This window comes from Paenibacillus sp. sptzw28 (assembly GCF_019550795.1).
GTDB lineage: Bacteria > Bacillota > Bacilli > Paenibacillales > Paenibacillaceae > Paenibacillus_Z.
In genome coordinates this window covers 2549727-2572941 of record NZ_CP080545.1, presented here as the reverse complement: position 1 = coordinate 2572941, position 23215 = coordinate 2549727, and the positions used below count along the sequence as shown (strand labels likewise).

General features: G+C 51.1%; 20 protein-coding genes. 5 read left to right on the top strand and 15 right to left on the bottom strand.

Going from position 1 to position 23215, the window contains the following annotated elements:
* Positions 1 to 22 precede the first annotated feature (22 nt).
* The 10 genes from KZ483_RS11365 to KZ483_RS11320 all read right to left on the bottom strand — a co-directional run bounded on the left by KZ483_RS11365 (position 23) and on the right by KZ483_RS11320 (position 11700).
* Positions 23 to 529 carry a DUF309 domain-containing protein gene (locus KZ483_RS11365; RefSeq protein WP_220352751.1) on the bottom strand — a complete coding sequence of 169 codons (507 nt, stop codon included), beginning with the start codon at positions 527 to 529 and terminating at the stop codon, positions 23 to 25.
* Positions 530 to 1333: a GTP diphosphokinase gene (locus tag KZ483_RS11360; RefSeq protein WP_220352750.1), complete on the bottom strand. Its 804-nt coding sequence runs from the start codon at positions 1331 to 1333 to the stop codon at positions 530 to 532.
* An 18-nt stretch (positions 1334 to 1351) separates the two neighbouring features.
* Complete coding sequence (locus KZ483_RS11355; protein WP_220352749.1) at positions 1352 to 2449, bottom strand: quinone-dependent dihydroorotate dehydrogenase; 1098 nt, start codon at positions 2447 to 2449, stop codon at positions 1352 to 1354.
* 333 nt (positions 2450 to 2782) lie between these two features.
* Entirely contained in the window at positions 2783 to 4186 is a 1404-nt protein-coding gene (locus KZ483_RS11350) for a L,D-transpeptidase (protein WP_220352748.1), read from the bottom strand.
* Between the two features lie 83 nt (positions 4187 to 4269).
* Positions 4270 to 5862, bottom strand: coding sequence for a stalk domain-containing protein (locus tag KZ483_RS11345; RefSeq protein WP_220352747.1), 1593 nt, complete (start codon positions 5860 to 5862; stop codon positions 4270 to 4272).
* 15 nt (positions 5863 to 5877) lie between these two features.
* Positions 5878 to 7776, bottom strand: a complete 1899-nt coding sequence (locus KZ483_RS11340) for a FecR domain-containing protein (RefSeq protein WP_220352746.1) — start codon at positions 7774 to 7776, stop codon at positions 5878 to 5880.
* Entirely contained in the window at positions 7776 to 9674 is a 1899-nt protein-coding gene (locus KZ483_RS11335) for a CHASE2 domain-containing protein (RefSeq protein ID WP_220352745.1), read from the bottom strand. The genes KZ483_RS11340 and KZ483_RS11335 overlap by 1 nt, the downstream gene beginning before the upstream one ends.
* A gap of 174 nt (positions 9675 to 9848) precedes the next feature.
* A complete protein-coding gene (locus tag KZ483_RS11330) occupies positions 9849 to 10085 on the bottom strand; it encodes a ferredoxin (RefSeq protein ID WP_220352744.1) in 237 nt (78 codons plus the stop codon).
* 68 nt (positions 10086 to 10153) lie between these two features.
* On the bottom strand, positions 10154 to 11458 hold the full coding sequence (locus KZ483_RS11325) for a DNA polymerase IV (RefSeq protein WP_258881654.1): 1305 nt from the start codon (positions 11456 to 11458) through the stop codon (positions 10154 to 10156).
* Complete coding sequence (locus tag KZ483_RS11320) at positions 11434 to 11700, bottom strand: hypothetical protein (protein WP_220352743.1); 267 nt, start codon at positions 11698 to 11700, stop codon at positions 11434 to 11436. The genes KZ483_RS11325 and KZ483_RS11320 overlap by 25 nt, the downstream gene beginning before the upstream one ends.
* A gap of 20 nt (positions 11701 to 11720) precedes the next feature.
* On the opposite strand from KZ483_RS11320, the gene cimA reads away from it, so the two are divergent.
* Entirely contained in the window at positions 11721 to 13337 is a 1617-nt protein-coding gene (gene cimA / locus KZ483_RS11315) for a citramalate synthase (RefSeq protein WP_220352742.1), read from the top strand.
* A 76-nt stretch (positions 13338 to 13413) separates the two neighbouring features.
* On the opposite strand, the gene KZ483_RS11310 is transcribed toward cimA, so the two are convergent.
* A complete protein-coding gene (locus KZ483_RS11310) occupies positions 13414 to 13977 on the bottom strand; it encodes a TlpA family protein disulfide reductase (RefSeq protein ID WP_220352741.1) in 564 nt (187 codons plus the stop codon).
* A 131-nt stretch (positions 13978 to 14108) separates the two neighbouring features.
* Here KZ483_RS11310 and KZ483_RS11305 point away from each other — a divergent pair, with 131 nt between their 5' ends.
* Positions 14109 to 15413, top strand: coding sequence for an MFS transporter (locus tag KZ483_RS11305; protein WP_220352740.1), 1305 nt, complete (start codon positions 14109 to 14111; stop codon positions 15411 to 15413).
* 84 nt (positions 15414 to 15497) lie between these two features.
* The gene (locus tag KZ483_RS11300; RefSeq protein ID WP_220352739.1) at positions 15498 to 15998 is read left to right on the top strand and encodes a M67 family metallopeptidase; all 501 of its coding nucleotides are present in this window, start codon (positions 15498 to 15500) and stop codon (positions 15996 to 15998) included.
* Here the strand turns inward: KZ483_RS11300 and KZ483_RS11295 are convergent.
* From KZ483_RS11295 to KZ483_RS11285, 3 genes are read right to left on the bottom strand one after another with little or no spacing between them, the layout of a single operon-like run.
* The gene (locus KZ483_RS11295) at positions 15972 to 16706 is read right to left on the bottom strand and encodes a 3'-5' exonuclease (protein ID WP_220352738.1); all 735 of its coding nucleotides are present in this window, start codon (positions 16704 to 16706) and stop codon (positions 15972 to 15974) included. The two genes, KZ483_RS11300 and KZ483_RS11295, sit on opposite strands and share 27 nt — an antisense overlap.
* Positions 16707 to 16726: 20 nt before the next feature.
* Entirely contained in the window at positions 16727 to 17797 is a 1071-nt protein-coding gene (locus tag KZ483_RS11290) for a DUF294 nucleotidyltransferase-like domain-containing protein (RefSeq protein WP_220352737.1), read from the bottom strand.
* Between the two features lie 43 nt (positions 17798 to 17840).
* Positions 17841 to 19211 carry an ammonium transporter gene (locus tag KZ483_RS11285; protein ID WP_258881653.1) on the bottom strand — a complete coding sequence of 457 codons (1371 nt, stop codon included), beginning with the start codon at positions 19209 to 19211 and terminating at the stop codon, positions 17841 to 17843.
* 396 nt (positions 19212 to 19607) lie between these two features.
* On the opposite strand from KZ483_RS11285, the gene KZ483_RS11280 reads away from it, so the two are divergent.
* Both KZ483_RS11280 and KZ483_RS11275 read left to right on the top strand, forming a co-directional pair.
* The gene (locus KZ483_RS11280) at positions 19608 to 20048 is read left to right on the top strand and encodes a MerR family transcriptional regulator (protein ID WP_220352736.1); all 441 of its coding nucleotides are present in this window, start codon (positions 19608 to 19610) and stop codon (positions 20046 to 20048) included.
* Between the two features lie 24 nt (positions 20049 to 20072).
* A complete protein-coding gene (locus KZ483_RS11275) occupies positions 20073 to 20756 on the top strand; it encodes a zinc metallopeptidase (RefSeq protein WP_220352735.1) in 684 nt (227 codons plus the stop codon).
* Between the two features lie 195 nt (positions 20757 to 20951).
* Here KZ483_RS11275 and KZ483_RS11270 read toward each other — a convergent pair whose 3' ends face one another.
* A complete protein-coding gene (locus KZ483_RS11270; RefSeq protein WP_258881652.1) occupies positions 20952 to 23105 on the bottom strand; it encodes a methyl-accepting chemotaxis protein in 2154 nt (717 codons plus the stop codon).
* Positions 23106 to 23215: the final 110 nt, after the last annotated feature.

The following is a 23215-nucleotide window of genomic DNA, read 5'->3' as shown; positions in this document are numbered from 1 at the left end:
GCCTCCAATACCAGCGTCTTCGTCAATCCTCTTTATGGAGCCGCTGCTCCAGCGGAATGTCCGCAAGCGCCTTCGCAAGTGCACGCAGCTCGTCATCGGTTACAATAAGCCGGAACGCGGCAAAAGCCGGCGGTCCTTCCGTCGGCTTGCCACCACCATCGGTTTTCCCTGCTTCCCCGCTCTCTCCGCTTTTACCTGTTTCCGCGAGCTTCAACCAACCTGATAAAGGCTCAAGACAGCGCGCGATATCGCTGCGCAGCTGCCTGAGGTCAAGCCCCATCATCTCGTCCGGGTAATGGGCGAGTTTATTTTCCGCTTGCGTGAACAGCTTCACCGCGCCGGAGAAGTTGTCGTTGCGCCAATGGTGGAGACCGACCGCCGCCTGCAGCAGGCCTTGATACAAGGTGTTGCGGCCTTCCTCCAGCCACAGCTCCTCCATGACCTCGTGGCATTCGAAGTAGTCCTCGTCCACATTGAACAGCACGACAAAGTGGACGAACTTCTCGTCATAACGCGCACCCGCCGGCACTTAGGAGCCACCGCTTTTCTTTACCCGAACCAGCGCAGTGCGGATTTCATCTGCGAGCATCCGGATCCCGTAAGCATCCTCCTGCTCCCACAGCTCGTTAAAGCGCAGCTGAAACTGAACGGCTTCCCTCACGCGGTGGAAGAAATACAGATCCTGTATGTCGCTCAGCACACTCGAAACCATGTTCGACTTCTCCTCGAATTCCCGCTGTGCATCAAGAATTTCCTTCCTGATGCTGGACATTTCCGCATCGAGGACGGACGCGGCCTCGGCCGCCTTCTTGAGCCTCAGGCGCACTTCGTCGGGCAGGCTTTCCTTATACTTATAGTTAAGCGAATGCTCGATCGTCGCCCAGAAATTCATCGCAAGCGTGCGGATTTGCACCTCCGCAAGCACAATTTTCAGACCAATCGCGGTTTGAACCGGGTATTCTACAATCATATGAAAGCTGCGATAGCCGCTGTCCTTGAAATTCGTGATATAATCTTTCTCGAATACAAGCGTGAGATCCTTACGCGTTCGGATCAGCTCCGCAACGCGGTGGATATCATCGACAAACTGGCACATGATGCGAATGCCCGCAATGTCTTCGATGCCGGTTTCGATTCGCTCCATCGGTACCTGCAGCCGTTTGGCTTTCTCCAATATGCTCGATATCCGTTTCACACGCCCGGTGACAAACTCGATCGGCGCATAGGCCTCTCTTGTCTTCAACTCCGTCCGCAGCGTCTTGAATTTGACTTTAAGCTCTTCCACCGCTTGCTCGTAAGGCTGTAGAAACAGCCCCCAATCCCTACCGTCCATCCAGCCGCCTCCTGACTGTTACCTGTGATCTGCGCCTACAGCTTCCGTAATACTGCCGAATCCGTCACGGCGAAGACGCTCCTTAATACCGGCCGCAAGCTCCCTCAGAAGCCCGGGTCCGCGATATATCAGCGCCGTATAGATTTCGATTAAGCTTGCGCCGGCGCGAATTTTATCGTATGCGTCGTCAGCCGTAAAAATGCCGCCGGAGCCAATAATGGGCAGTCTGCCGCCTGTCTGGCTGTATATTTGGCGCACCACCTCTGTCGAACGCTCCTTCAGGGGCTTGCCGCTTAAACCGCCCGTTTCCCTCGCATGCGGATGCTTTAACCCTTCGCGGCTGACAGTTGTATTCGTGGCAATAATCCCGTTTACCCCGCTGGCCGTGATCGTCTCGACCATATAGCCGAGCTGCTCGCTCGTCATATCCGGCGCGACCTTCACAAGCACCGGTTTACGCCCGCTACCGCTTGCCTGTGCCTGGACGCCCATTTCCTCCATTACAGTGGAAAGCAGCAGCCGAAGCTCGTCGCCATGCTGCAGAGCACGCAGGTCTGGAGTATTCGGGGAACTGATATTGATGACAAAGAAATCTCCGTAGGGATATAACGCCTTCATACATGCACGGTAATCCTCATGCGCGAGCTCATTTGGCGTGGATTTATTCTTTCCTATATTTACTGCTATCGGAATACGGCGTTGATGATTCTGAGCGAGCCGCCTTGCCATCGCTTCCGTTCCTTCATTATTGAAGCCCATCCGATTGACGAGCGCATCGTCCGTCGGCAGCCGGAACAACCGCGGCAGCTCGTTGCCCGCTTGTCCCTTCGGCGTTACTGTGCCGACCTCGGCGAACCCGAAGCCGATATTGGCGAACATACCGACCGCTTTTGCGTTTTTATCCAAGCCGGCCGCCAAACCGATAGGGTGCGGAAAATGAAGTCCGAACAAATCGACAGCAAGCTCCCGGCTCTCGGGTACGCCGTACATGGCGCGCATCATTGCCGGGATACCCGGTATCCGCGTCGCTGAATGAAGTCCGTCTATCACAACATGATGGGCTTTCTCCGGATCCATCCGAAATAAGATGGGCTTGGCCAATGTGGTATACAACAACTTGCTTCACTCCGTTCTTGATGTTAGCTATACGGAACATTTTAACTTGTTCGACTGGAAAAAGAAAGAGCCCGCCATGCATATAGCGGCGGGACCGTCGATCACCAGCTGCGGTTGATTATTGCGGGCTATTGCGGAAACGGTTACAATGAGGGTATATTACCATACCCGTAAGAGAAAGGTTGGTCCGCATGAGCCAAGCAAAGAAAAAACCGCCAATAATGAAAACCAAACAGAAAGAGCAAGTGAACAAAAAGGCGATGGTGTGGATCGGATCGGCAATCGGCGTTATCGTCGTCGCAATGGCGTTATTGCTCATCTTTGACAAGTAATTTAATGAAGCCACCGGTAAACCACAGCGGGGTTCGTCTCGTTCTCCATCGGCGTCAGCTTGAATCTTGCAGCGGGCGGCTGGACGGTAAAGGGAAGAACCCCGCTTTTAATATCCACTTGAGTGCCGAGCGGCACGAGATCGTACAGCTCTTCCACATCTTCCTTACGCATCCGTATGCACCCGTGCGATTCATCCCCTCCAATGCTGCCTGGTTCATTCGTTCCATGAATGGCATAGCGCGTCCCGGACAATGTCATCCCTCTGCTTCCAAATTCGCCGTCTTCCCGGCCGTTCGGGTTTTTCACCTTTTCGCTTATATAGAAGCTGCCTGAAGGTGTCTTTGACCCGCCCAATCCAACCGTATAGCTGCGGATAATTACATCTCCGCTGACAACTGCAAGCTGGTGCCGGTCTTTATCGACGATGATCGCGACAGGTTTATCCGTTAGCGGCACAGCACTGCCACTACCTTCGTCCTTCCCCTTGTTTACGGCCGAACCGCCTCCCCCGCCTGCCGGCACAACGGATGCTCCAGCCGAATCGGAAGCTTTCAGCGATTCCAGGACATCAGGGAATATCGAGCGCATTTGTTTCGTTTCCCCAGCAAGGACATTATTCGGATACGGCCTCACCATATCTTCCAGCGCCTTGGGCCATCGGTCGAACAGACTGCGGTACTGGATGATGGCGCTCGATAAAGTCCAACGCTCCTCCTGCTCCCGGCTCCAGCTGTTATAGGTTTTATAAGCGTCCGCAGCATCCGCAGGCTGGCAATCGCACGTCGTCGCATCCAGCAGCGTCACATCGAAGGCTTCGCCCATCCCTTGACGGCGCATGGAAAGAATCATACGGGTGTCGCCCGTCCATTTGCGCCACGAATCCTCCTGCTGCAGCATTGCTGCAAGACCAAGGCGGGGCGCCTTTCCGCCGCCGGCGTCCATCAAATCACCTATCGCCGTGCCAACTGCACTGCTTTCAGAAGGCTCCACGAAAACCACCCGGACAAGCTGCGCAGCTTCTGCATTACCGGATGCCTCTTTCCCGGACGAAATAATGCTCGCTTCGTTCTCATTAATATATCCGCCGTCCTGATGCCCGGCGAACGGATCCGCCAGTACAGCCGCCAGCAAGAGCATCATCGCAGCGGCCGAGCGAACGGCCAGCATCTTAAGACGGCGTTTGCGATTCCACTGTGCAATCATTTGCTGCGGCTCGCTTGCGAGAGGATGCCTCTTACGCTCGTACGCTTCGTATATACTGCCAGCCTGCAGAAAGCAGTAATTGGCTTTAGCTTCTTTCCCTTCCAACATATATTGTTTGCCGAGTAAATACCATGCCATCCGGTTATTGGGGTGGTTTTGAACGTAACGCTTGAGGTATGACATATCGTCCCGCTGTTCCATCCTGATCCCTCCCAAGACAACTTATTAGTTACTATATCGGCAAAAAAGCCGCCCGATTTCGCATCGGACGGCTAAATTTTTTATTAAAATCGTTTATCACGCAGCAGGACCGCGTGAATTTCAGGCAGCCACTGGACGTCTAGTCCCATCTCTTCAGCGAAAAATCTAACCGGCAGAAAAATTCGATTCTTCTTGTTGAACGGAGCGGAAGTCAGCTTGATGCTTTGCTTCGCTTCGCCCTCCGACGATTTTACAACATTCACCGAACCCGTTTGAACTGTATATGTATCGGATCCGCGTGTTAACTTCGTTTTACCGCCCGAGTATTCCACCTTGAATCCCAGCTTTTCGGTAAGGACCCGCAAAGGAACGAATATCGAATTATTAATCGTAACGGGTGCGACATCCGGCTGCAATAAGCTCGAATTGTACAACAGCTGTGGTGATTTACTGTCTTTCACGCCCGGAGGCACAGTATACGGAGAGATGATGAGAATCCTGTTGCTTCCGGAGTCGGCTACACCGATCCGCCCGTTCCCCATCCACGCGACATCAATCGGCTTATTGAATTGTGCAGCCATAGCCAAACCATCGGCTTTTCCGGTTTCACCGGGAAAGCCGGCAACAGTGCTTACTCGGCCATCCTTCAAGTAACGGATTACGTGGTTGAGCGAGTCGGCGATTAACAGGCCGCCGTCCGGTGTGACGGTCAAGCCCCTTGGTGAATAAAATCGGGCGTCTGGAGCGTTGCCGTCGGCGTATCCGCCTTGTGCGTATGGAGAGTCCGCGGCATAAACGACCGCTTGACCGCTCTTTCCTCCGGCCGCAGTCGTTACGGTACCTTTCGCGAAATCCACATATCGTATCCGCTGGTTTCCCGTATCGCTAACGTATAAATTGCCTTGCACATCCAGTGCCAAGCCACTAGGCTCATTGAATTTTGCTTCGCTGAACGAACCGTCTGCAAAATCGCCGGCAGCTTCCACTGCTCCCGGAGTATATTGAACCGAACGCGTAGAGGCAGTCCCAATTGTCTTCACATTGCCGCCTTCGATGATTCTAATGACATGATTCAGCGTATCAGCCACATAGACAATGCCATTCTTCGTTACGGCTACATCAAGAGGATGATAGAGCTGCGCGAATTTGGCCGCGCCGTCCTTCAAACCGATCTCACCGGTTCCGGCAATTGTCGTTACCTTTCCGTCCCGGTCGATCATGCGAACAGCATTGTTTTCCGAATCAGCGATATATACGTTTCCAGCGTTATCGATAGCCAGGCCTGCCGGACTGTTGAACGCCGCTTTATCCACGGGACCGTCGGCTAACGCTCCCTGCGGAGCATTGAATTCATCATAACCAATATCCATACCGGCCACAGCCTTGGTCTCGCCTAGAGAAACGGACCGCAGCCGTTGATTAAGCGTATCCGCAACGAGGAAACTCCCCTCTTCGGGAACATACAGCAGGGACGACGGCTGGCGGAAAGCCGCATTTAACGACTTGCCGTCCCGAAGGTTGAACTCACCGGTTCCCGCGGCCGTACGCACTTCATAGAGCGGTTTATTATTCAGAACGGTGTCGCTTCCGGCAAATGCCACAGCGGTACTGCCGAAAGCGGTCAGCGTTATAGCCGCCGCTAAAGACAACGATGCGTTTCTTGTCCAATGCTTCATTTCAGCGCAGCTCCTTTATGTCGTTGGTTTGTATGTTACATTGAGGGTCAAATCCCGGCCCGCTGCCGTCCCGATTTTATTACCGTTGGCGTCGACGGCCGTAATCGATTTAATGTGATACGTTACGGGAACCGTCGCTGGCCCGGAGTCCGGAATGGATGCCAGTCGGTAGATTACAAACGGAAGCTTAAGCACAGTTGTTTCGCCTTTCACTTCCACTTCGCCGCCGCTGAATTTCGTTACCGAATAAATGACAGACGATTTTGTCTCCCCGGTAATTTGCCGAACATGATCTACACTGTCAGCCCCGCTGACCGCAGCACCCACTGGCTCAACCTTGAACACACCACCGCCGCTGCGGTAATTGAGCAGCTGCTGTGCAGCCGAGAATTTCTCCGAATCGAAGTTAGTCCGGCTGCTGTCGTATTCCACTTCAATCTGATAGCCATAGATTTGGCTGGAGCCTGTAAATCCGCTCAACACCAAATTCAGTTCTACCGGCATAGAAGTGCCGGTTAGTACAGCGCTCCCTGAGATATATGCCGGGTCGCTAAACTGCAAGCTTGCCATTGGCGTAGTTACAGGAGACGTGTTCACGCTTCCTGTTGCAGAATCCGGCTGAGCCGTCTCGTTACCTTCATTGCTCTTTTTGTTTTCGTCAAAAGTCTTCTTCTGGGCATCGCTCAGCTGGTTGTAGAATCGTTCTTCGGCTGCTTTTCTCGCTGCTTCGGCTGCCTCTTTATTGAATGCATCCAATTTGCTTTTCATTTGTTTGAGCTTATCGATGAGGTCTTTATCAAGCTGATCCGATGCGGCTTTTCTTTCCTTCTCGATCTCTGCGCGCCGCTTCTCTGCCGCGATAAGCTGTGCGGCTTCCTGCAGCTTCCGCTGCTCCTCAACCGTCAGCCTCAGTTCATGCGGCGAGGTAATATCCACCAGCTTCTCTCCCGCTTCTTTGTTCACCTGATCAATCAGGTTTTGCATGTCTTTTTCCGATACTTTACCTTCATCGACAGCTTTTTCGGCTACCAGGCTTACAAAATTAAACAAATTATTCGTCAAACGGTCCAAATCTTCCCGGTTTCTGACCATCCCGCCGGTGAGTTGATCCATATTGTTATCCAACTTGCCTTTATCTATCAACTCTTGTTTCAATTTATCGATCGTTTCCTGCTGCTCTTCTTTAATAGAACGAGAATCCTTGATGATAGCCTCGATGACGTTGGATGAAGCATTTTGGATAATCGAATTCGGGTCGAAAACCGACACTGCGGTCTTTATGCCTTCATCTACATTCGTCTCTACGAGCTGCTGCGACGGATACAAGAGAAGCTGTTGAGTCAACTCCCGATTGAGCTCCGAATCCCGCCGGGTTCGTTCCGCCTCAATCTGGATAAGCCCTGCTGCCAGCACAGCGTAGCTCAGACCGGTCTCAGGGTCGACCCCGACAAAGAAATGCGTTCCGCGCACTCCCATAATCGATGTCGGCGTCTCAACCTCGAACCGGTCATTTGCATTGGAAACGGATTTCACCTTCAGCCATAGCGATCCAGCCCAGACGCTCATTTTCGTCTTCTGGCCGCCGCTCTCCTTCAACTTCGTGAACGTAACCTGCGAGCTTGCTCCGATCGTGACGCTGTCTTTAGCCGCGTCCTCGCTTGCCAGCTCCAGCTCTACGCCGCCGTCCTTACCCGTAACAATTTGATCCCCTTCATTCAAGCTCATTTTATTAAAAGCCGCGAACGGCTTTGAACCGCCGGATTTAAGAACCTGTACAGTACCCTTCTTCGACTTCACGATTGCGACTCGCATCACCTGAGCGGACGCTTGTCCGGCTCCCGCAAACAAAGCGGCCGGCCCGGCGAGCAGCATCAGACACAGCGCCATAAGCAGAATCCGATTTCTTGTATTCATTATTCTCCTTCTCTCCCCTCAATCTCTGCTTGTGCGGATACCCGCTTAGTGCCCGCTTCTTCCAGAACCTCCGTTACAAGAACAGGCTTTTCCTTGCCTTTGACCATAATTTCGCCAATTGCCGATGTTTCAAATATGCCATCCACCCGCTTCAGCGTTTCTTCACTGACCAGAATTTGCCCGGGCTTGGCGTTAGACTCAAGTCTGGCTGCCAGGTTGACCGTATCGCCAATAGCGGTATAGTCAAGCCGAAGCATCTGCGAACCGATATTCCCGACTACTGCCGGCCCACTGTTAACGCCGACGCCAAACCGGACGGGAACGCCGATTTCCCGAAGGCAGCGCTCCTCCAGTTCCGCCGATTGCCGCTTCATCTCAAGAGCTGCACGTACGGCAAGCTCCGGATGATTGGACTGCGTGACCGGAGCACCGAATATTGCCATGACTCCGTCTCCGATAAATTTATCCAGCGTACCGTTCCATTTGAATACCGCCTTGGTGCAAATATCCAAATATTCGTTCAGTATCTGAATAACCTGCTCTGGCTGCAGCTTCTCGGACATAGAGGTAAAACCGCGGATGTCGACGAAAATTACGCTGATGTCTCTCCGCTCGCCGCCAACCTTTGCGTCTTCTCCCGAGGCGAGAATTTCATCGACTACCGTCCTCGGCACAAATCGACCGAAAATGCTCGTTACACGGCTGCGTTCACGGCGCTCCGTCACATAATGTCTGCCTACGGACCATATAAAAGTCGACGTCATCACCAGGAAAGGATAAGTAAACGTGATGAAAGTCTGGGCAAAATAATAAATGCATATCCACATTCCGAAGAAGAAGACAGAAAGACCGCCGTAGAGGATGAATGCACGCCCCCCGGTTATTCGCTCAAACAATATAAGCGATAACAAGGCCAGAGCGATAATAAGCGTATATGTAACCGTTTGGCCGGTTTTTATGTAAAATTTGCCCGCAGCGAGCGACTGCGCCATATTGGCATGAATCTCGACCCCGTACATTTTGAGCGAGGTGCTGAGCGGCGTTAAGTATTCGTCCTGCAGACCAGGCGCATAGGGTCCGATCAGAACTACACTGTTCTCATAATATTCCGGCGGTATGTTCCCTGAGAGAACATCGAAGAACGATTGCGAGTCGTAGCCGGTCGCGGCACTCATTTCCTCGCGGGGATGCGTATAGAATTCCGTGGCGATCTGGTTGCGGGAATCTGCCGGAATCCGCTCGGAGCCGCGATACCATCTTCCCTTCTCCACATCCCAGTGAATCTGGTGGTCACGGTCCAGCAAATAGTTCGCAAGTCTTACGCTGAAGGCCGGGACTAGCTTGTCATTATCCCGCAACCCTACAGTAAGCTTACGCACCGTCCCGTCCGTGTCCTGCAGGACGTTGATATGCCCCTCCTGGCCGGCGCTTGCGCCGATTGTACTCGCCGGATAAGAAATCGATTCGGTCTCCAGCTCGCCCGGCTTGTCCTGCCTGGCTTTGAAATTAAAGACCACCGGCAGCACGACGTTCGGATATTTCTTCATGACCGCCGCCATCGCCGCATCACTCTCCGGGTCTTGTCCGGGCTCGGCCAGAACGACGTCGAGAGCGATCGCCTTCGCTCCCGCATCCGCAAGCATTGTGATCAGCTGTGCGTAAAGCGCCCGGTCCCATGGAAATTGTCCTAGCTGATCAAGCGAGCCCTGATCGATTTTAATGATTTTGATGTCATCATAAGGCGCCCTCTCGGCATCGCTCTGCTGCATCATTAAATCCTGGAGCGCCGATTCCAGACGATTTAGCGAGCCGCCTGTACCGAGACTGGCGATATACGACCAGAAGATACAAATCAGCATCCCGGCGGCTACCGTAAGCGGCCATCTGCGCTTAAGCATAAAGTCCCCCGATTCTCTTAATAATCTGCACTATCAATCCATTTCTCTATTCTAGTTCACTGTTACAGTTAGTGGCAATATAAACCTGCCCTAAAAACAAAGAAAAATCCCACCTCTTGTCGAAACAAGAAATGGGACTTTCATGTGAACGCCTTTCGGCATTTCATCGCTTAATTAATTGTTAAAAGGACCATCGGCGATTTTGATGGAATCGGTCGGGCAGCCATCAGCAGCATCCTGCAGATCGTCGTACAGATCCTCCGGAATTTCCGTGTTTCCTTTGTTCGCGTCTCCGCCGTAGATTACTTCAGCAAGACCTTCATCGTCGTAATCGTAAATGTCCGGTGCCGTTGCTCCGCAAGCTCCGCAAGCTATGCACGTATCTTTTTCAACCCAAGTAAACTTCGACATCGTTTTCCCTCCTATTGGTTTGTAAGCGCTGAGAGCTTACCTTCTGGCAGAATAAATATGAACAATCCTCACTCATCACTATATAACAAATGCTCATCGATTTGCAAGGATGTCCCGCGAATTCGCTTGTTTCTGATCAGCGTTGAAGGATCGTCTCCAAGCATGCCGGCCGTGAGAACCGCATCCTCCCCGAATTTGTCGCGCAGCATATCCATCGTTTTGGTCAGCGCAGCCTTGCGGGGCTGCTGCTCGTAATCAAACAAATCAAGCTGCATGGCGGTTTCGCTTTGCTTCGTTAAATTTTGCAGCGTCACGCCCAGCAGCCTGACCGGCTCGCCCTCGCGCCAATGCTTGTCGAACAATTTGCATGCTTCCCGGTGAATCTCGTTTGTGGTATCCGTAGGCACGCCAAGAGTAGACGAGCGGCTTACCGTTGACATGTCCGGTTTACGGATTACGATCTGAACCGTGGCCGCCACAAGCTTCTGCCGCCGCATTCTCCTGCCGGTCTGATCCGCCAAATTCAGCAAAATGCGGTGCGCCTCCTCCCGCTTGGTGACGTCCCTCGGAAGCGTAGTCGTATGCCCGATAGATTTGTTGCGCTCTCTAGCGCTGCTGACGGGCGAGTGATCAATTCCGTGCGCTGCCGATTTCATCCAGGAGCCCACAACGCCGAAATGCTTGACCAGCATCGCTTCTTCCGCTGCCGCGAGCTGACCGATCGTGCGAATATTGAGACGCCGCAGCTTCTCCGCCGTTTTATGTCCGACTCCGAAGAGCGAATCGCACGGCTTATCCCAAAGCAGCCGGGGTACATCGCGAATGCGCAGAACCGTAAACCCGTTTGGCTTCTGCATATCAGAGGCCATCTTGGCCAGAAGCTTGTTTGGCGCAACCCCGATTGAACAGGGCAGGTTCCATTCCCCTTGAATCCGTTCCTGAATCGCGCTGGCGATATCAAGCGGCTCGCCGAATGTGGAAGAACCGGTAATATCAAGATAGCATTCATCAATTGAAGTGGCTTCTACCAGCGGTGTATATTGACTCGCGATCGACATGAAGCCGCGCGAATATTTCCGGTATAAATCAAAGTCCGGACGAATAAGTATTAACTCCGGACAAACCTTTAAGCCCTGACGTACGGTCATTCCCGTCCTGACGCCCGCTTTGCGTGCCGTATAAGACGATGTCACGATGACGCCCTTACGGAGCTCCACGCTCCCGGCAACCGCGGTCGGCTTTCCTTTATAAGCACTCGGCTCCTCTGCTTCGTGAACGGAGCAGTAGAATGCATTCATATCCAGATGGATAATGACCCGGCTGTTGCCTGCAGACTTTCGCTCTTCCTTCATACTAGAATTCCAGCCGCGCATTCATGGAGGGCAACCGTATTCGCAGCTTGCTCGAGCCTAATCAATGATAATCTTTTCACAGCTTCCGCACCTCCTGCATGAATGAGAATAGGTACTTTATCAGGATACAATTGCTCCGCAAAGCCGTCAATATGAACCGCTCCGCATGCCGTCTCGGAAGGCATTCGCGCCGGATTGGCAACATTTACGCCCTGCACAAGTAATGTTATAATAGAACTTATGACTTTGCATCGAATATTCATGAAGGAGGCGCGTCCAGGCAATGGCAAACACAATCTCGGTTTTCGACACGACGCTGCGAGATGGCACGCAAGGAGAAGGAATCAGCCTGTCGGCCGACGACAAAATCAAAATCGCCCAGAAGCTCGACTCACTAGGCGTTCATTATATTGAAGGCGGAAATCCCGGTAGCAACAGCAAGGATATCGAATTCTTCCAGCGTGTGAAGAGTTTCAATTTTAATGCCAAAGTTACCGCCTTTGGCAGTACGAGAAGGAAAAACAGCATCGCCGAGCATGACAGCAGTCTTATTCGTATTGTCGAATCCGGCGTACCCGCTGCCACGCTGGTCGGGAAGTCATGGGACTTTCATGTTCATACTGCGCTCCAAACATCGCTGGAGGAAAATCTGGCGATGATATATGATTCCTTTGCCTTCCTGAAAAGAAGCGAAGTTGAAGCAATTTTCGACGCCGAGCATTTCTTCGACGGATACAAGCATAATCCGGAGTATGCGCTCTCCGTTCTGCGCAAAGCCCAGGACGCTGGAGCGGATTGGATCGTGCTCTGCGACACGAACGGGGGTACGCTCCCGACGGAAATTCACGACATCGTTTCGCGCATCCGCGCAGAACTTACCGCACCACTTGGGATTCACACACATAACGACTGCGAGCTCGCAGTGGCCAATACGTTAGCAGCCGTACAAGCCGGCGCACGCCAGATTCAAGGGACTATCAACGGCTACGGTGAACGGTGCGGCAACGCTAACCTGTGCTCTATTATACCGAATTTGCAGCTTAAGATGAATTATCCCTGTATCAACAGCGAACAGCTGCAATCACTTACAGGTGCCGCGCGATACATCAGCGAAATCGCAAATGCGCATATGCCTGTCGGCCAGCCTTATGTCGGCAATGCGGCGTTCGCTCACAAAGGCGGCATTCATGTCTCCGCAATTATGAAAGATTCAAAGACATATGAGCATATTCGCCCGGAATTGGTAGGTAACAAGCAGCGCATCTTGGTTTCCGAGCTTGCCGGACAGAGCAATATCATTTCGAAGGCGCAGGAGCTCGGGCTCGATGTGAATGCCAACAACGAGAAGACGAAGCAAATCATGGAGCGCATCAAGGAGCTCGAACACCAAGGCTACCAGTTCGAAGGCGCAGACGCCTCGCTCGAACTCCTTCTGCGTGAAGCTTTCGGCGGAATGAAAGAGCTGTTTCAGCTGGAATCGCTAAAATTGCTCGTAGAGAAATCGAACGGCGACAGCATGAACGCTGAGGCGATCGTGAAAGTAAACGTTGACGGTCAATCCGTTTATACGGCGGCAGAAGGCAACGGTCCGGTCAATGCGCTCGATAACGCGCTCCGCAAGTCGTTGGTGCAATTTTTTCCGAGCATCAACAATATTCACTTATCCGACTATAAAGTGCGTGTAATCGATGAGAAGGATGCAACGGCCGCCAAGGTTCGCGTGCTGATGGAATCGACCGATTTCAACAACACCTGGAGCACCGTCGGCGTCTCCGGCAACGTCATAGAAGCAAGCTTCGAAGCGCTCGTTGACAGCTTCCGCTACGCACTTCTCAATATGTCCAAAGTAAACGGCGTCCAAAGCGAGAGCCGTTTAAGGCTTGGACTTGTGAATCATTAATCTCTGATTCTCGCTCATATACAAGGAAACGCCAAGACATTCGCGGTTATCCCGCGCTGTGCCTTGGCGTTTTGCATTAGCCGACGCTGCCGCCGGCCTGTTCCTCGGCCTGCAGCCACTTGTCAATGATCTCCTCCCATTGATCCTTCGAGATAATGCCCGGAATTCGCTCTCTGACAATTCCTTTGCTGTCTATAAGCAGACTGGTCGGGAACGAGCTAACCTTATAGAGCTCCGTCGCCTTCCCATCGCGGTCCATAAGAATCGGGAATGTCAGATTTTGCTGAATGACAAACTCCCTTGCCTGACGCTCCCTGTCATAGCTGGTCGCATTGATCCCATACAGATCGAGCCGGTCTCCGTATTTCTGCGACAATGCTTGCAAATCCGGAGCCTCCGTCTCACAAGGGCCGCACCATGAAGCCCAGAAATTAATAATGGTCGGTTTGTCCCGTTTGCCGCCGATTGCGACGTCCTTATCATTCAAATCAGGAAGCATCAGCGTAGGTGCCGAATATCCCGGTTTCGGTTTCATTTCCGCCGAAGCACTGAGCGCCTCGCTTTGCTTATCATTATTTACATAAATCGCGGCGCCCGCAAGTACGAGCACGATTGCTATCAAAAAAATGGTTCGTTTCATCCTGCGCCTTCTTTCCTTCTTCTTATTAGGGTCGCACTTCCTACATGTTACCACGATAAAGAATGGATCCTCAAGTCGGAGGACACATTAACACTAAAGCCAGAATACACCTTAACAGGAGAACTTAGACGATGGACAAAGTAAAGCCAGGGTGGGCAATAGGGAAACAACAGAAACTGCGTACCGTGGAGGGTGATGATTCCACTCAAGAAGCCCGCGGGAACAAGAAGAAGACAAGCGGCGGTACCAAATGGAAAGAATACATTGCGCTCTCGTCCGTTCCGCTGGTGCTTGTACTCGGAAATTCCATGCTTGTGCCGATACTTCCCGAAATGGAACGTAAACTCGACATCTCAGGTTTCCAGGCAAGCTTGGTTATTACCTTGTTTTCCCTCGCAGCGGGCATTGTCATACCCATTGCCGGGTTTTTATCGGACCGTTTCTCGCGCAAAGCGATTATCCTTCCCTCGCTTGCCTTATACGGGATCGCAGGAATATCGGCAGGTATCGGAGCTGTAATGCATTCGTACTGGCTTCTCATCGCTTCCAGGGCTTTGCAAGGTGTTGGAGCTGCAGGCACCTCCCCGATCGCGATGGCACTCGTCGGTGATATGTATAAGGGCGGTGATGAGAGTGAAGCGCTTGGACTTATTGAGGCTTCCAACGGAGCAGGTAAAGTCTTGAGCCCTATCCTCGGTTCACTGCTGGCCCTAATCGTATGGTATGCCCCCTTATTCGGGTTCCCGCTCTTCTGTGCCGCTTCATTCGCAGCCATGCTGCTGATGATTAAAGAGCCCCCGAACGATAAGGAGAAACAAACCGTCAAACAATACGTATCCGATGGCGTCAAAATATTCCGGGAGAAAGGCCGCTGGCTCATCTCCGCCTTCGTCTGCGGTTCGCTCGGATTGTTCATTCTGTTCGGCATACTCTTTCGGTTGTCCGACCTGTTGGAGAAAGCTCCATATAACATCGACGGTGTCCCCAAAGGCGGGATTCTAGCCATACCACTTCTGGGACTCGTGGCAACCGCCTACCTCACAGGGCGTAAAATCAAGAACAATGGAACGCTCATGCGAGTGCTTATGTTAGTTGGTTTGGGGCTTATGAGCGGAGCGCTTACAGCGGCAGCTTTTCTGAACGGCAATATATATGCGCTTATCGGATTTACGACACTGAGCAGCATTGGCACGGGTCTTCTGCTGCCCTGCTTGAACACGCTGATTACAGCTTCAGTAGACCGTTCTCACCGGGGTATGGTTACCTCGCTGTACAGCAGCCTGCGCTTCTTCGGGGTAGCCTTTGGCCCGCCCTTGTTCGGATGGATGGCAGATCGCTCGGATAGGCTTTTGTTCGGTGTCGTGGCGGGTTTGTCGCTGATGGGTTTAATCATAATACTTCTATTGATTCATCCGCCCAAGAAGGTTGGAGGCTGACACAACAGGCCAGCCACTTCTGAAGAAGAGGCCGATAAGGTATAATGAAGCCTGAATCCTTCGTGGCGAAAGAGAGAATGGTTTATGGATACCAAGAAACCTAAGACACCGGACTTTAAATGGCTGCACTCCGGACATCCTGTGCGGGCCGAAATCACTGCCGCCGCCGCTCAATCACTTGTTACCGAATGCAGGCAAGCACTACCCTTGGAAGCATGCGGTGTACTTGCATGCGGTGAACAAGACACCGATTCGCTGCCCGGGAATATCCCGAGAGTCAGCTCCGTATATCCAATCCGCAATATTGCCGGCTGGCCTTTGCAATCGTTCATGTTCGATCCGCAAGCTTGGATTGAAACGCTTTACCGCATAGAAAAAAACCGACAAAAGCTTGTCGGTTTATATCATTCCCATCCCAATGCCCCTGCAGTTCCCTCTAGGGCGGATTATAATGGACTCCAGTATGCAGCAGTCGCTTCTTACTGGATCATATCCTTTTCAGAACCTGAACGTCCCTCAATCAGGCCATACTTTTGGAACGGTACATCATTCACTCCCTTAGTGCTTGCTGAGATAGGCGTATAGATCGCCAAGAGTCACAATATTCCGGTTCAAAATTCGTTTCAAATACAACAGCCACAGCTTCGCCGTCATGAAAGAATCCTCAAGCGCATGATGCCGCTGCGTGATGGGAATACCGCTGTCTTCCAGCAGTTGATCGAGCCCATACCCGTCCCGCTTCGGCTCCAGCCATTTGGCCACCATCATCGTATCCAATACCCGGTGAGTAAGATTGATCTTGGAGGTCCGCCAAAGCGCCGCATTTAAAAACTGTTTGTCATGACTGCTGGCATGAGCGATCAGCATCCGTTTTCCGGTAAACTCCATGAAATCATGCAGCACCTGCATCAGATCCGGCGCATCCTCCGCCATCTCGTTCGTTATTCCCGTCAGCTCCGTAATGTGCTTGGGCACTTTCCGCTTTGGGTTGACAAGGCTGTAGAATGAACGGTTCTCGAGCAGCTCCTCACCCTTTAAGGTGACAGCCCCAACCGATAGGATTTCATCGCCGTTATACGGATAAAACCCCGTCGTCTCCAAATCAAATACGACAACCTCCAGCTCGGAAAGCGGCTGATCGAGTATTGATTCCTTGCGCTGCTCCTTCGACATCGAACGGATGAACGCCATTTGCTGCGCATTCTGCGCGCCCATCATTGAAGCAATCGCCGGGGTGATGCCGCCCATTTTATACAGGTGCCACATCCGCCCGACGCCTTTTTGCTCTTTCATGGTTCTCCCCTCCGCCTAGCCTAAAGCCTGCCCATTGTTTCTTTATTGACGTGTCGCTGCAGCCTTTTGCCGAGCCTTAGACCATTCTTCAGCTCATCGACTAATTCTCTGGTAAGCTTGCTGCCGGCCAGCTTGCCGTTATTGGCATACAGACCGTCGTCCTTGCGCTCGGTCGTCATGAGCCGGAGCCTAAGAAACAAACGAAACGCACCGGCATAAGATGCTGCATCATGGGCTGTAAGTTTCCCTTTTAAAAGCAAGCCGCGAATTCGGCTCAGTGTTGATGTTTCCCGCAGACCTGCTTGTATGCTCATCAATCGAATAGAGTTGACCATTGGAATGTAAGCACCATATTTAACGTCCAGACTTCCGGCATCCTGACCGTATTGCTCCTTTAGAAGCTGCCCGAACACACCGATCAGCATCTTATGACGCATTGTATTATTGAGCATGTGCCGTACGATGACCGGGTTTTCCAGCGTATCGGTATAATAGTGATCCTTAAGCTCTTTCAATAAAGTGCTGTCACCGCAAATCAGCCTGCAGTCTGCTACAATCAGCAGGTATCTCACCCGTTCCCAATCAGGCTCCTCAAACCAAAGGTTGAGCTTTGTCTTCCATTCGGTTATTGATAGACACCATTCCGGGTTTGAGCTGATGACATTGCCGTCGCAGGGCGGGTAACCGACCTGCTGCAGCTTCTCGACGACCGTATTCGCGAATGTACGAAAATATAGTGATACCGATTCACGGTCTGATTCTTCTTCGGGAGAACCGTATACAATTCCGCTGTCCTGATCGCTTGATAACGTCTGCTCCTCCCTACCCCCGCTGCCGAACAACAAATATGCGTAAGGCACGGGTGGGGAGCCATTCCCCATCCGTGCCATTTGCGCTTCCGAGAGGGCAATGGTCCGCCTTATTAATGCGTCATGCGCCTCGTTCAGATCGATATAGAATTGTTCGACAGGTTGTTCAGAGAGCATAGCTTCCATTTGCTCGTGGATTTGATCCCGCAAGCCGCGCAGCGTCTTAACGTCATCGGCGGTTCCGATGAGCGCCAGAAGCTGTGCATAAACCGGATCGCTCATGCAGCCTTCTCCCCCTGGTCAGTATGAAAGTATTGTGTTTGGATTACAGGTTTTGCTGAGCTTTCTTCATTTGCTCCGGATAACCGTATACGCCATGCTCGGCCAAGTCGAGACCGATGATTTCCTGTTCCTCAGTAACGCGGAAGCCCATTACCAGCTTCATAATGCCGAGGAGAAGGAAGGATGCGCCAAGCGCGTAAGCGCCGCACACAACGACGGATTCGAGCTGAACCCAGAATTGATGCCAGCTTCCAGTGTCGATTATGCCGCCTTTACCGATACCGACTTGCTCTGCCAATGCTTGCGTAGCGAAGATACCATTTGCAAGAGTACCCCAGACGCCTGCTGCGCCGTGTACGGACAATGCATAAATCGGATCGTCCACTTTGATTTTCTCAAAGAATTTGGTGCTGAAGAATACAAGGACGCCTGCCACAAGACCGATAACTACAGCAGCCCAAGGATCAACGAATGCGCAGGAAGCGGTGATGGCAACCAGACCCGCAAGAGCGCCGTTGAGCATTGTTCCAATATCGGCTTTACCATTGACCAGCCATGAGATAAGCAGAGCCGCAACCGCGCCTCCTGCAGCGCCGAGCTGTGTGTTGAACGCTACATACCCAAAGAATCCTGTGCCGATCGTAAGTGCAGAACCAGCGTTGAAGCCGAACCAGCCTACCCACAGAAGAAGAACGGACAGGGAGCTGAATACCTGGTTGTGACCAAGAATTTCGTTTGCCGAGCCGTCTTTATTGAATTTACCGATACGCGGTTTGAGCAATACCGTTGCCGCGAATGCCGCGAGTGCACCGGTTAAGTGAACGACGGTGGAACCTGCATAGTCCTGCGCGCCGTCTTTGGCAAGCCAGCCTCCGCCCCAAATCCAGTGAGCGATGACAGGATAAATAAGAGCCGTGAAGAGAATGGTGAAAATAAGGTACGATGACAATTTTGCCCGTTCTGCGAATCCGCCCCACGCAATCGTCAGCGAGATGGCTGCGAAAGCAAGCTGGAACAGAAAGAATACGGTGGTGGGATAAGCTTCGCTGGCAGGATCCCCTACCGGAGACGGGTTAAAGAAAAAGCTGCCCGATCCGATAAATTTGTTCATAGCCGAAGCAGCATTGTCAGTACCGAACGAAAGTCCGTACCCGACTGCCCAATAAACCAGGGAACAAAGACCTAGTGTGAAAATCGTTTTACCTGCAACATGACCTGCATTCTTCATTCTTGTAGATCCGGCTTCAAGAAGAATAAAGCCGCCTTGCATCAAGATTACCAACACTGCTGCCACCAGGATCCAAACTGAGTTCAGCCCCAGGTTTAGCTGTGCAGGAGACGGGTCCTCCGCGAACGCCATTGCGGGAAATACAAGAGATAATGCCCCTACTGATAGTAATAACTTTTTGACCACTGCTGACCACTCCCTAATGTGATGTTTCTTGACATATGAGGAAAGACTTAATGTCATTATAGTCAGAAGTGCTTAGTTTGACAATATGGTTTTTTCAATTTATATAAGAAAATCAAACATTAAGTTATTTCCAACAGCCGAATGTTAAGTTTTTTTGCAGTTTCTGAACAAAAAACCTCGAATGAGCGTCTGATTCTTCGCCTTTTGCTTCGGATTTTCATTTTTGAGAGACATTTTATGTCGATTTTTATATAATAGAACGGTGGTATTGTCTTATGTAAGGTTTTTTCGCAATTTCTCATAAAAAAAGCATAACGTTTGACTGTATAGTTGCGGATTCGGTATCATATAATATAGTAAAGCATGAATGTGCACAGATGAAAGAAGGTGAAAATATTGGCGGAGAAACCTTTATACCGTATCGGCGAACTGTCTAAGCTGGCCGGCGTAAGCCCCCGTACAATCGATTTCTATACGTCGATGGGCTTGCTCGAACCCGAATGCCGTTCTGCGAAAAATTACCGCTTATACAGTGATGAAACTTTACTTCGACTCAAACGTATTGTACAAATGAAGAAAGACAAATATACGCTTGATGAAATCAAGGCAAACATCAACGTTTGGCGCAAAGTCTCGTCCGAAGAGCAGGTATCCAGCAAATTGACAGACCTTCAGCTGCATTTGGAGCAGCTTCAGCGCGAAGTAAAGGAGCTGGAGCCGGTTCTAAGCCAGTTGAAGCCTCAACAGGCCAAGCAGCTGTTTAAACGGCTTGTACCTCAAACAGCAGCCTGTGTCGAGGCGCTCGTCCTTCTGCTGAATAAGGGCGGACTTATGTAGCACGAAAAATGGAGGGAACGACAAATGTTGCTTTTTCATCCGATGGACTTTCTGATTATTATCGCATTCGGCCTGTCGATCTGGGCACAATTTCGCGTGCGCGGCAGCTTTAAACGTTGGTCCGAGGTTCATACGATGAGCGGTATGACCGGATATGACGCTGCAAGACGGATGCTTGACTTAAACGGTCTGCATGACGTTCCCGTCGAACCGGTGCCAGGCACGCTCTCGGACCATTATGACCCAATCCACCGCGTCGTACGTTTATCGGAACCGGTATACTACGAGAACTCGATCTCGGCGATTTCAGTAGCCTGCCACGAGGTAGGACATGCGATCCAGCACCAACAGCACTACCCGATGCTGACACTTCGCCATCGCATATTCCCGGTTGTTAACTTCGCTTCCGGAGTCGCGCCGTTCCTGTTGATCGCCGGTTTTCTGTTTCAAGCGACAGGGCTGCTCGGACTTGGCATTCTATTCTTCTCTTGCGCGGTTACGTTCCAATTGGTCACACTGCCCGTTGAATTCAATGCGAGCAGCAGAGCGCGCGAGCTAATGGTATCCGAAGGCTTTATTACAAACGAAGAAGAGCGCGGCGTCGCCAAAGTACTCAATGCCGCCGCACTGACATATGTCGCAGCTGCTCTGATCTCACTTCTAGAACTACTGAAATACATCATGATCTTCACCCAGAGCCGCGACTAATTCAATCGCATATATAAAGAAACAGAGGCGGGAGCAGCTCCCGCCTCTTTCTATTTCCTCCCCAGGGCGGCCTGCCTAAATTATCCCCTTATGGGCAGACCAAGTTCTTCAAGTCCACTTACACTCCACACAGGACCGCGTTTGCAAATCTTAAAGACGGCCGAGCACTTAGTACCCGGCCGTCGCTCTTCTAACCTATTCGGTTCGGAAACGTGACAGCGTCTCTTTCAGCCCCATAGAGACTGTTTCCAGCTTGTCTGAAAGCTTGACAAGCCCTTCGCTGATATTGGTTTGTTCATTGCTAAGCGATGCGACTTCTTGCGAGGTAGCGGATGATTCTTCGGCCACTGCGCTGACATTCGCCATTGCATCAGACAATACAAGCTGCGACCGATCAAGTGCGCTGATGGAATCCGTAACCGAGTTTAAACGCTGAACAAAGTCACCCATTTGACTTTGGACCGTCAAGAAAATCTGATTCGCCTCTTTTACGGATCCGATTTGTTCCTGGAAAATCGGATAAGCGTTGGAAAGCACATTCACCGTTTCATCAATTTCTCTCTGAATCGTCTCCGTGATTTGACCTACGACATCGATCGATTGCCGCGATTGATCCGCCAGCTTTCGAATTTCATCGGCTACGACCATAAAGCCCTTTCCTGCTGCGCCGGCGCGTGCTGCCTCAATCGTAGCGTTCAAGGATAAAATATTTGTTTGCTTGGTCATATTGTTAAGAACATCGAGAATTTTTCGGATCGAACGAGTGCTTTCCTTAAGCCGGTCAACCTTTTCAACCATTGAACGGGTCATTTCTTCGGTAAGCCCTGTTTTTTCAATCAGACTGTTCATATAGACCGTACCTTGTCTGCTTGCCTTCTCCACTTCAGCCGCCGAAGAGCCCATCTGATGATTAGCTTGCATAACCTCTTTCATCTGTTCACTGATTTCCGTGGTCAAATCGCTGCCTTTTTCCGCTTCCATCGCCAGGCTGGTTGCCCCATTGGCGATTTCTTCGGTAGCGACCGCAATCTCTTTCGCAGAAACGGCTGTTTTCTTCGAGGCATCGGTTAGTTCTCCTGCAGTTGTAAGAACGTCCTGTGCCGACTGATTCGTTTGTGTGACAAGTGCGGTAATTTGAGTCATCATCTGATTGAAACTTTGGGAAAGCTGGCCGATCTCGTCCTTCTTGCCTACCTTGGAACGAACATACAGATTGCCCCGCTCCCCCTCATTCATTAAATTGCGCAGCTGGATAAGAGGAAGGGCAACCATCCGAATCACGAGGATGCCAATGCCGATTGCGATTACAGCTGCTATACCTGCAATAATCCAGGTCAAATCGCGTATCTTGGCGGCGTCTCTCACCAGTTCTTTAACCGGTACCGAACCAAGCAGACGCCAGTTCATCGAATCGAATTTATCATACATGGCCAGCACTTGTTGGCCTTGTGAATCCTTCGTCTGGGTTGAACCATGAACCTGTTTGTCGGCGTCTGCCGGAAGAACAATATCTGATGGTTTGCCGAGCTTGGAAAAATCCTTTGAGTAGATAATCGTGTTATCACTGTTGATAATGGTCACTTCACTATTCTGTCCCAGGCTAAGGTCCTGAAGCTGTTTACCAACTTGTTTCAAATAAATCTCAAGTACAAGTACATAATTCCCTTGATTTGTAACGGTATTTTTCAATACCCGTCCGAGAGCGATCGTCGGTTCCGACATGGTCCCGCTGTACCCTTTGGCTTTGGAAGGCAGCCAAGATATTTTTCCGCCTCCGTCTACGATCGTTTTCATCCAATCCGACTTCTGAGCTGCGTCGGAAGAGATGGTGCTTCCCCCAACGGAAACGCTTGGATCGCCGCTTTTGATCGGGATGATGGTGGCACCGACAATTGTGCTGTTTCCGATCACATAAGTTTGTAGAATGTCACTCAACTTCTTCATGGAGCTGAATTTTTCATAGGAATCCGTAGTCGATTCAAGCGTAAGAAGTTCACTTTGGACATTTTTATCGAGCATAATCTGCATTGTCAAATCCACATAGTTGCCGAACATAAGATCCAGCTTGCCTTTGGATTGAGTAATAGCGACTGAGCTTGATTGTGAAATTTTATCCTTGATAATAGATTTCGACGTTGAATAAGAAAAAAGACCTACAACAAGGACACATATCAATATCGCGCTAAAAATGATCAAAAACAGCATCAAGCCGACTGACTTGGAAGGGTTCTCCAGCTTAATTCCCTTCAATCCGTTGACGGAGGATGAGTAAAGTGATTTAACATCCACGTTAATGCCTTTTTTATCTGATTCCGTTTTCATATTGTTCCCCTTATTCGTCCATTTCATCGTCAGACACCACCTGATATAATGTTAATTTTTCATCCTGCATGAAGTATGTGCGGGTATGTGTCACCTATGTACAACCTCTATTTGGCTTACTCCTATATATCGGTAAT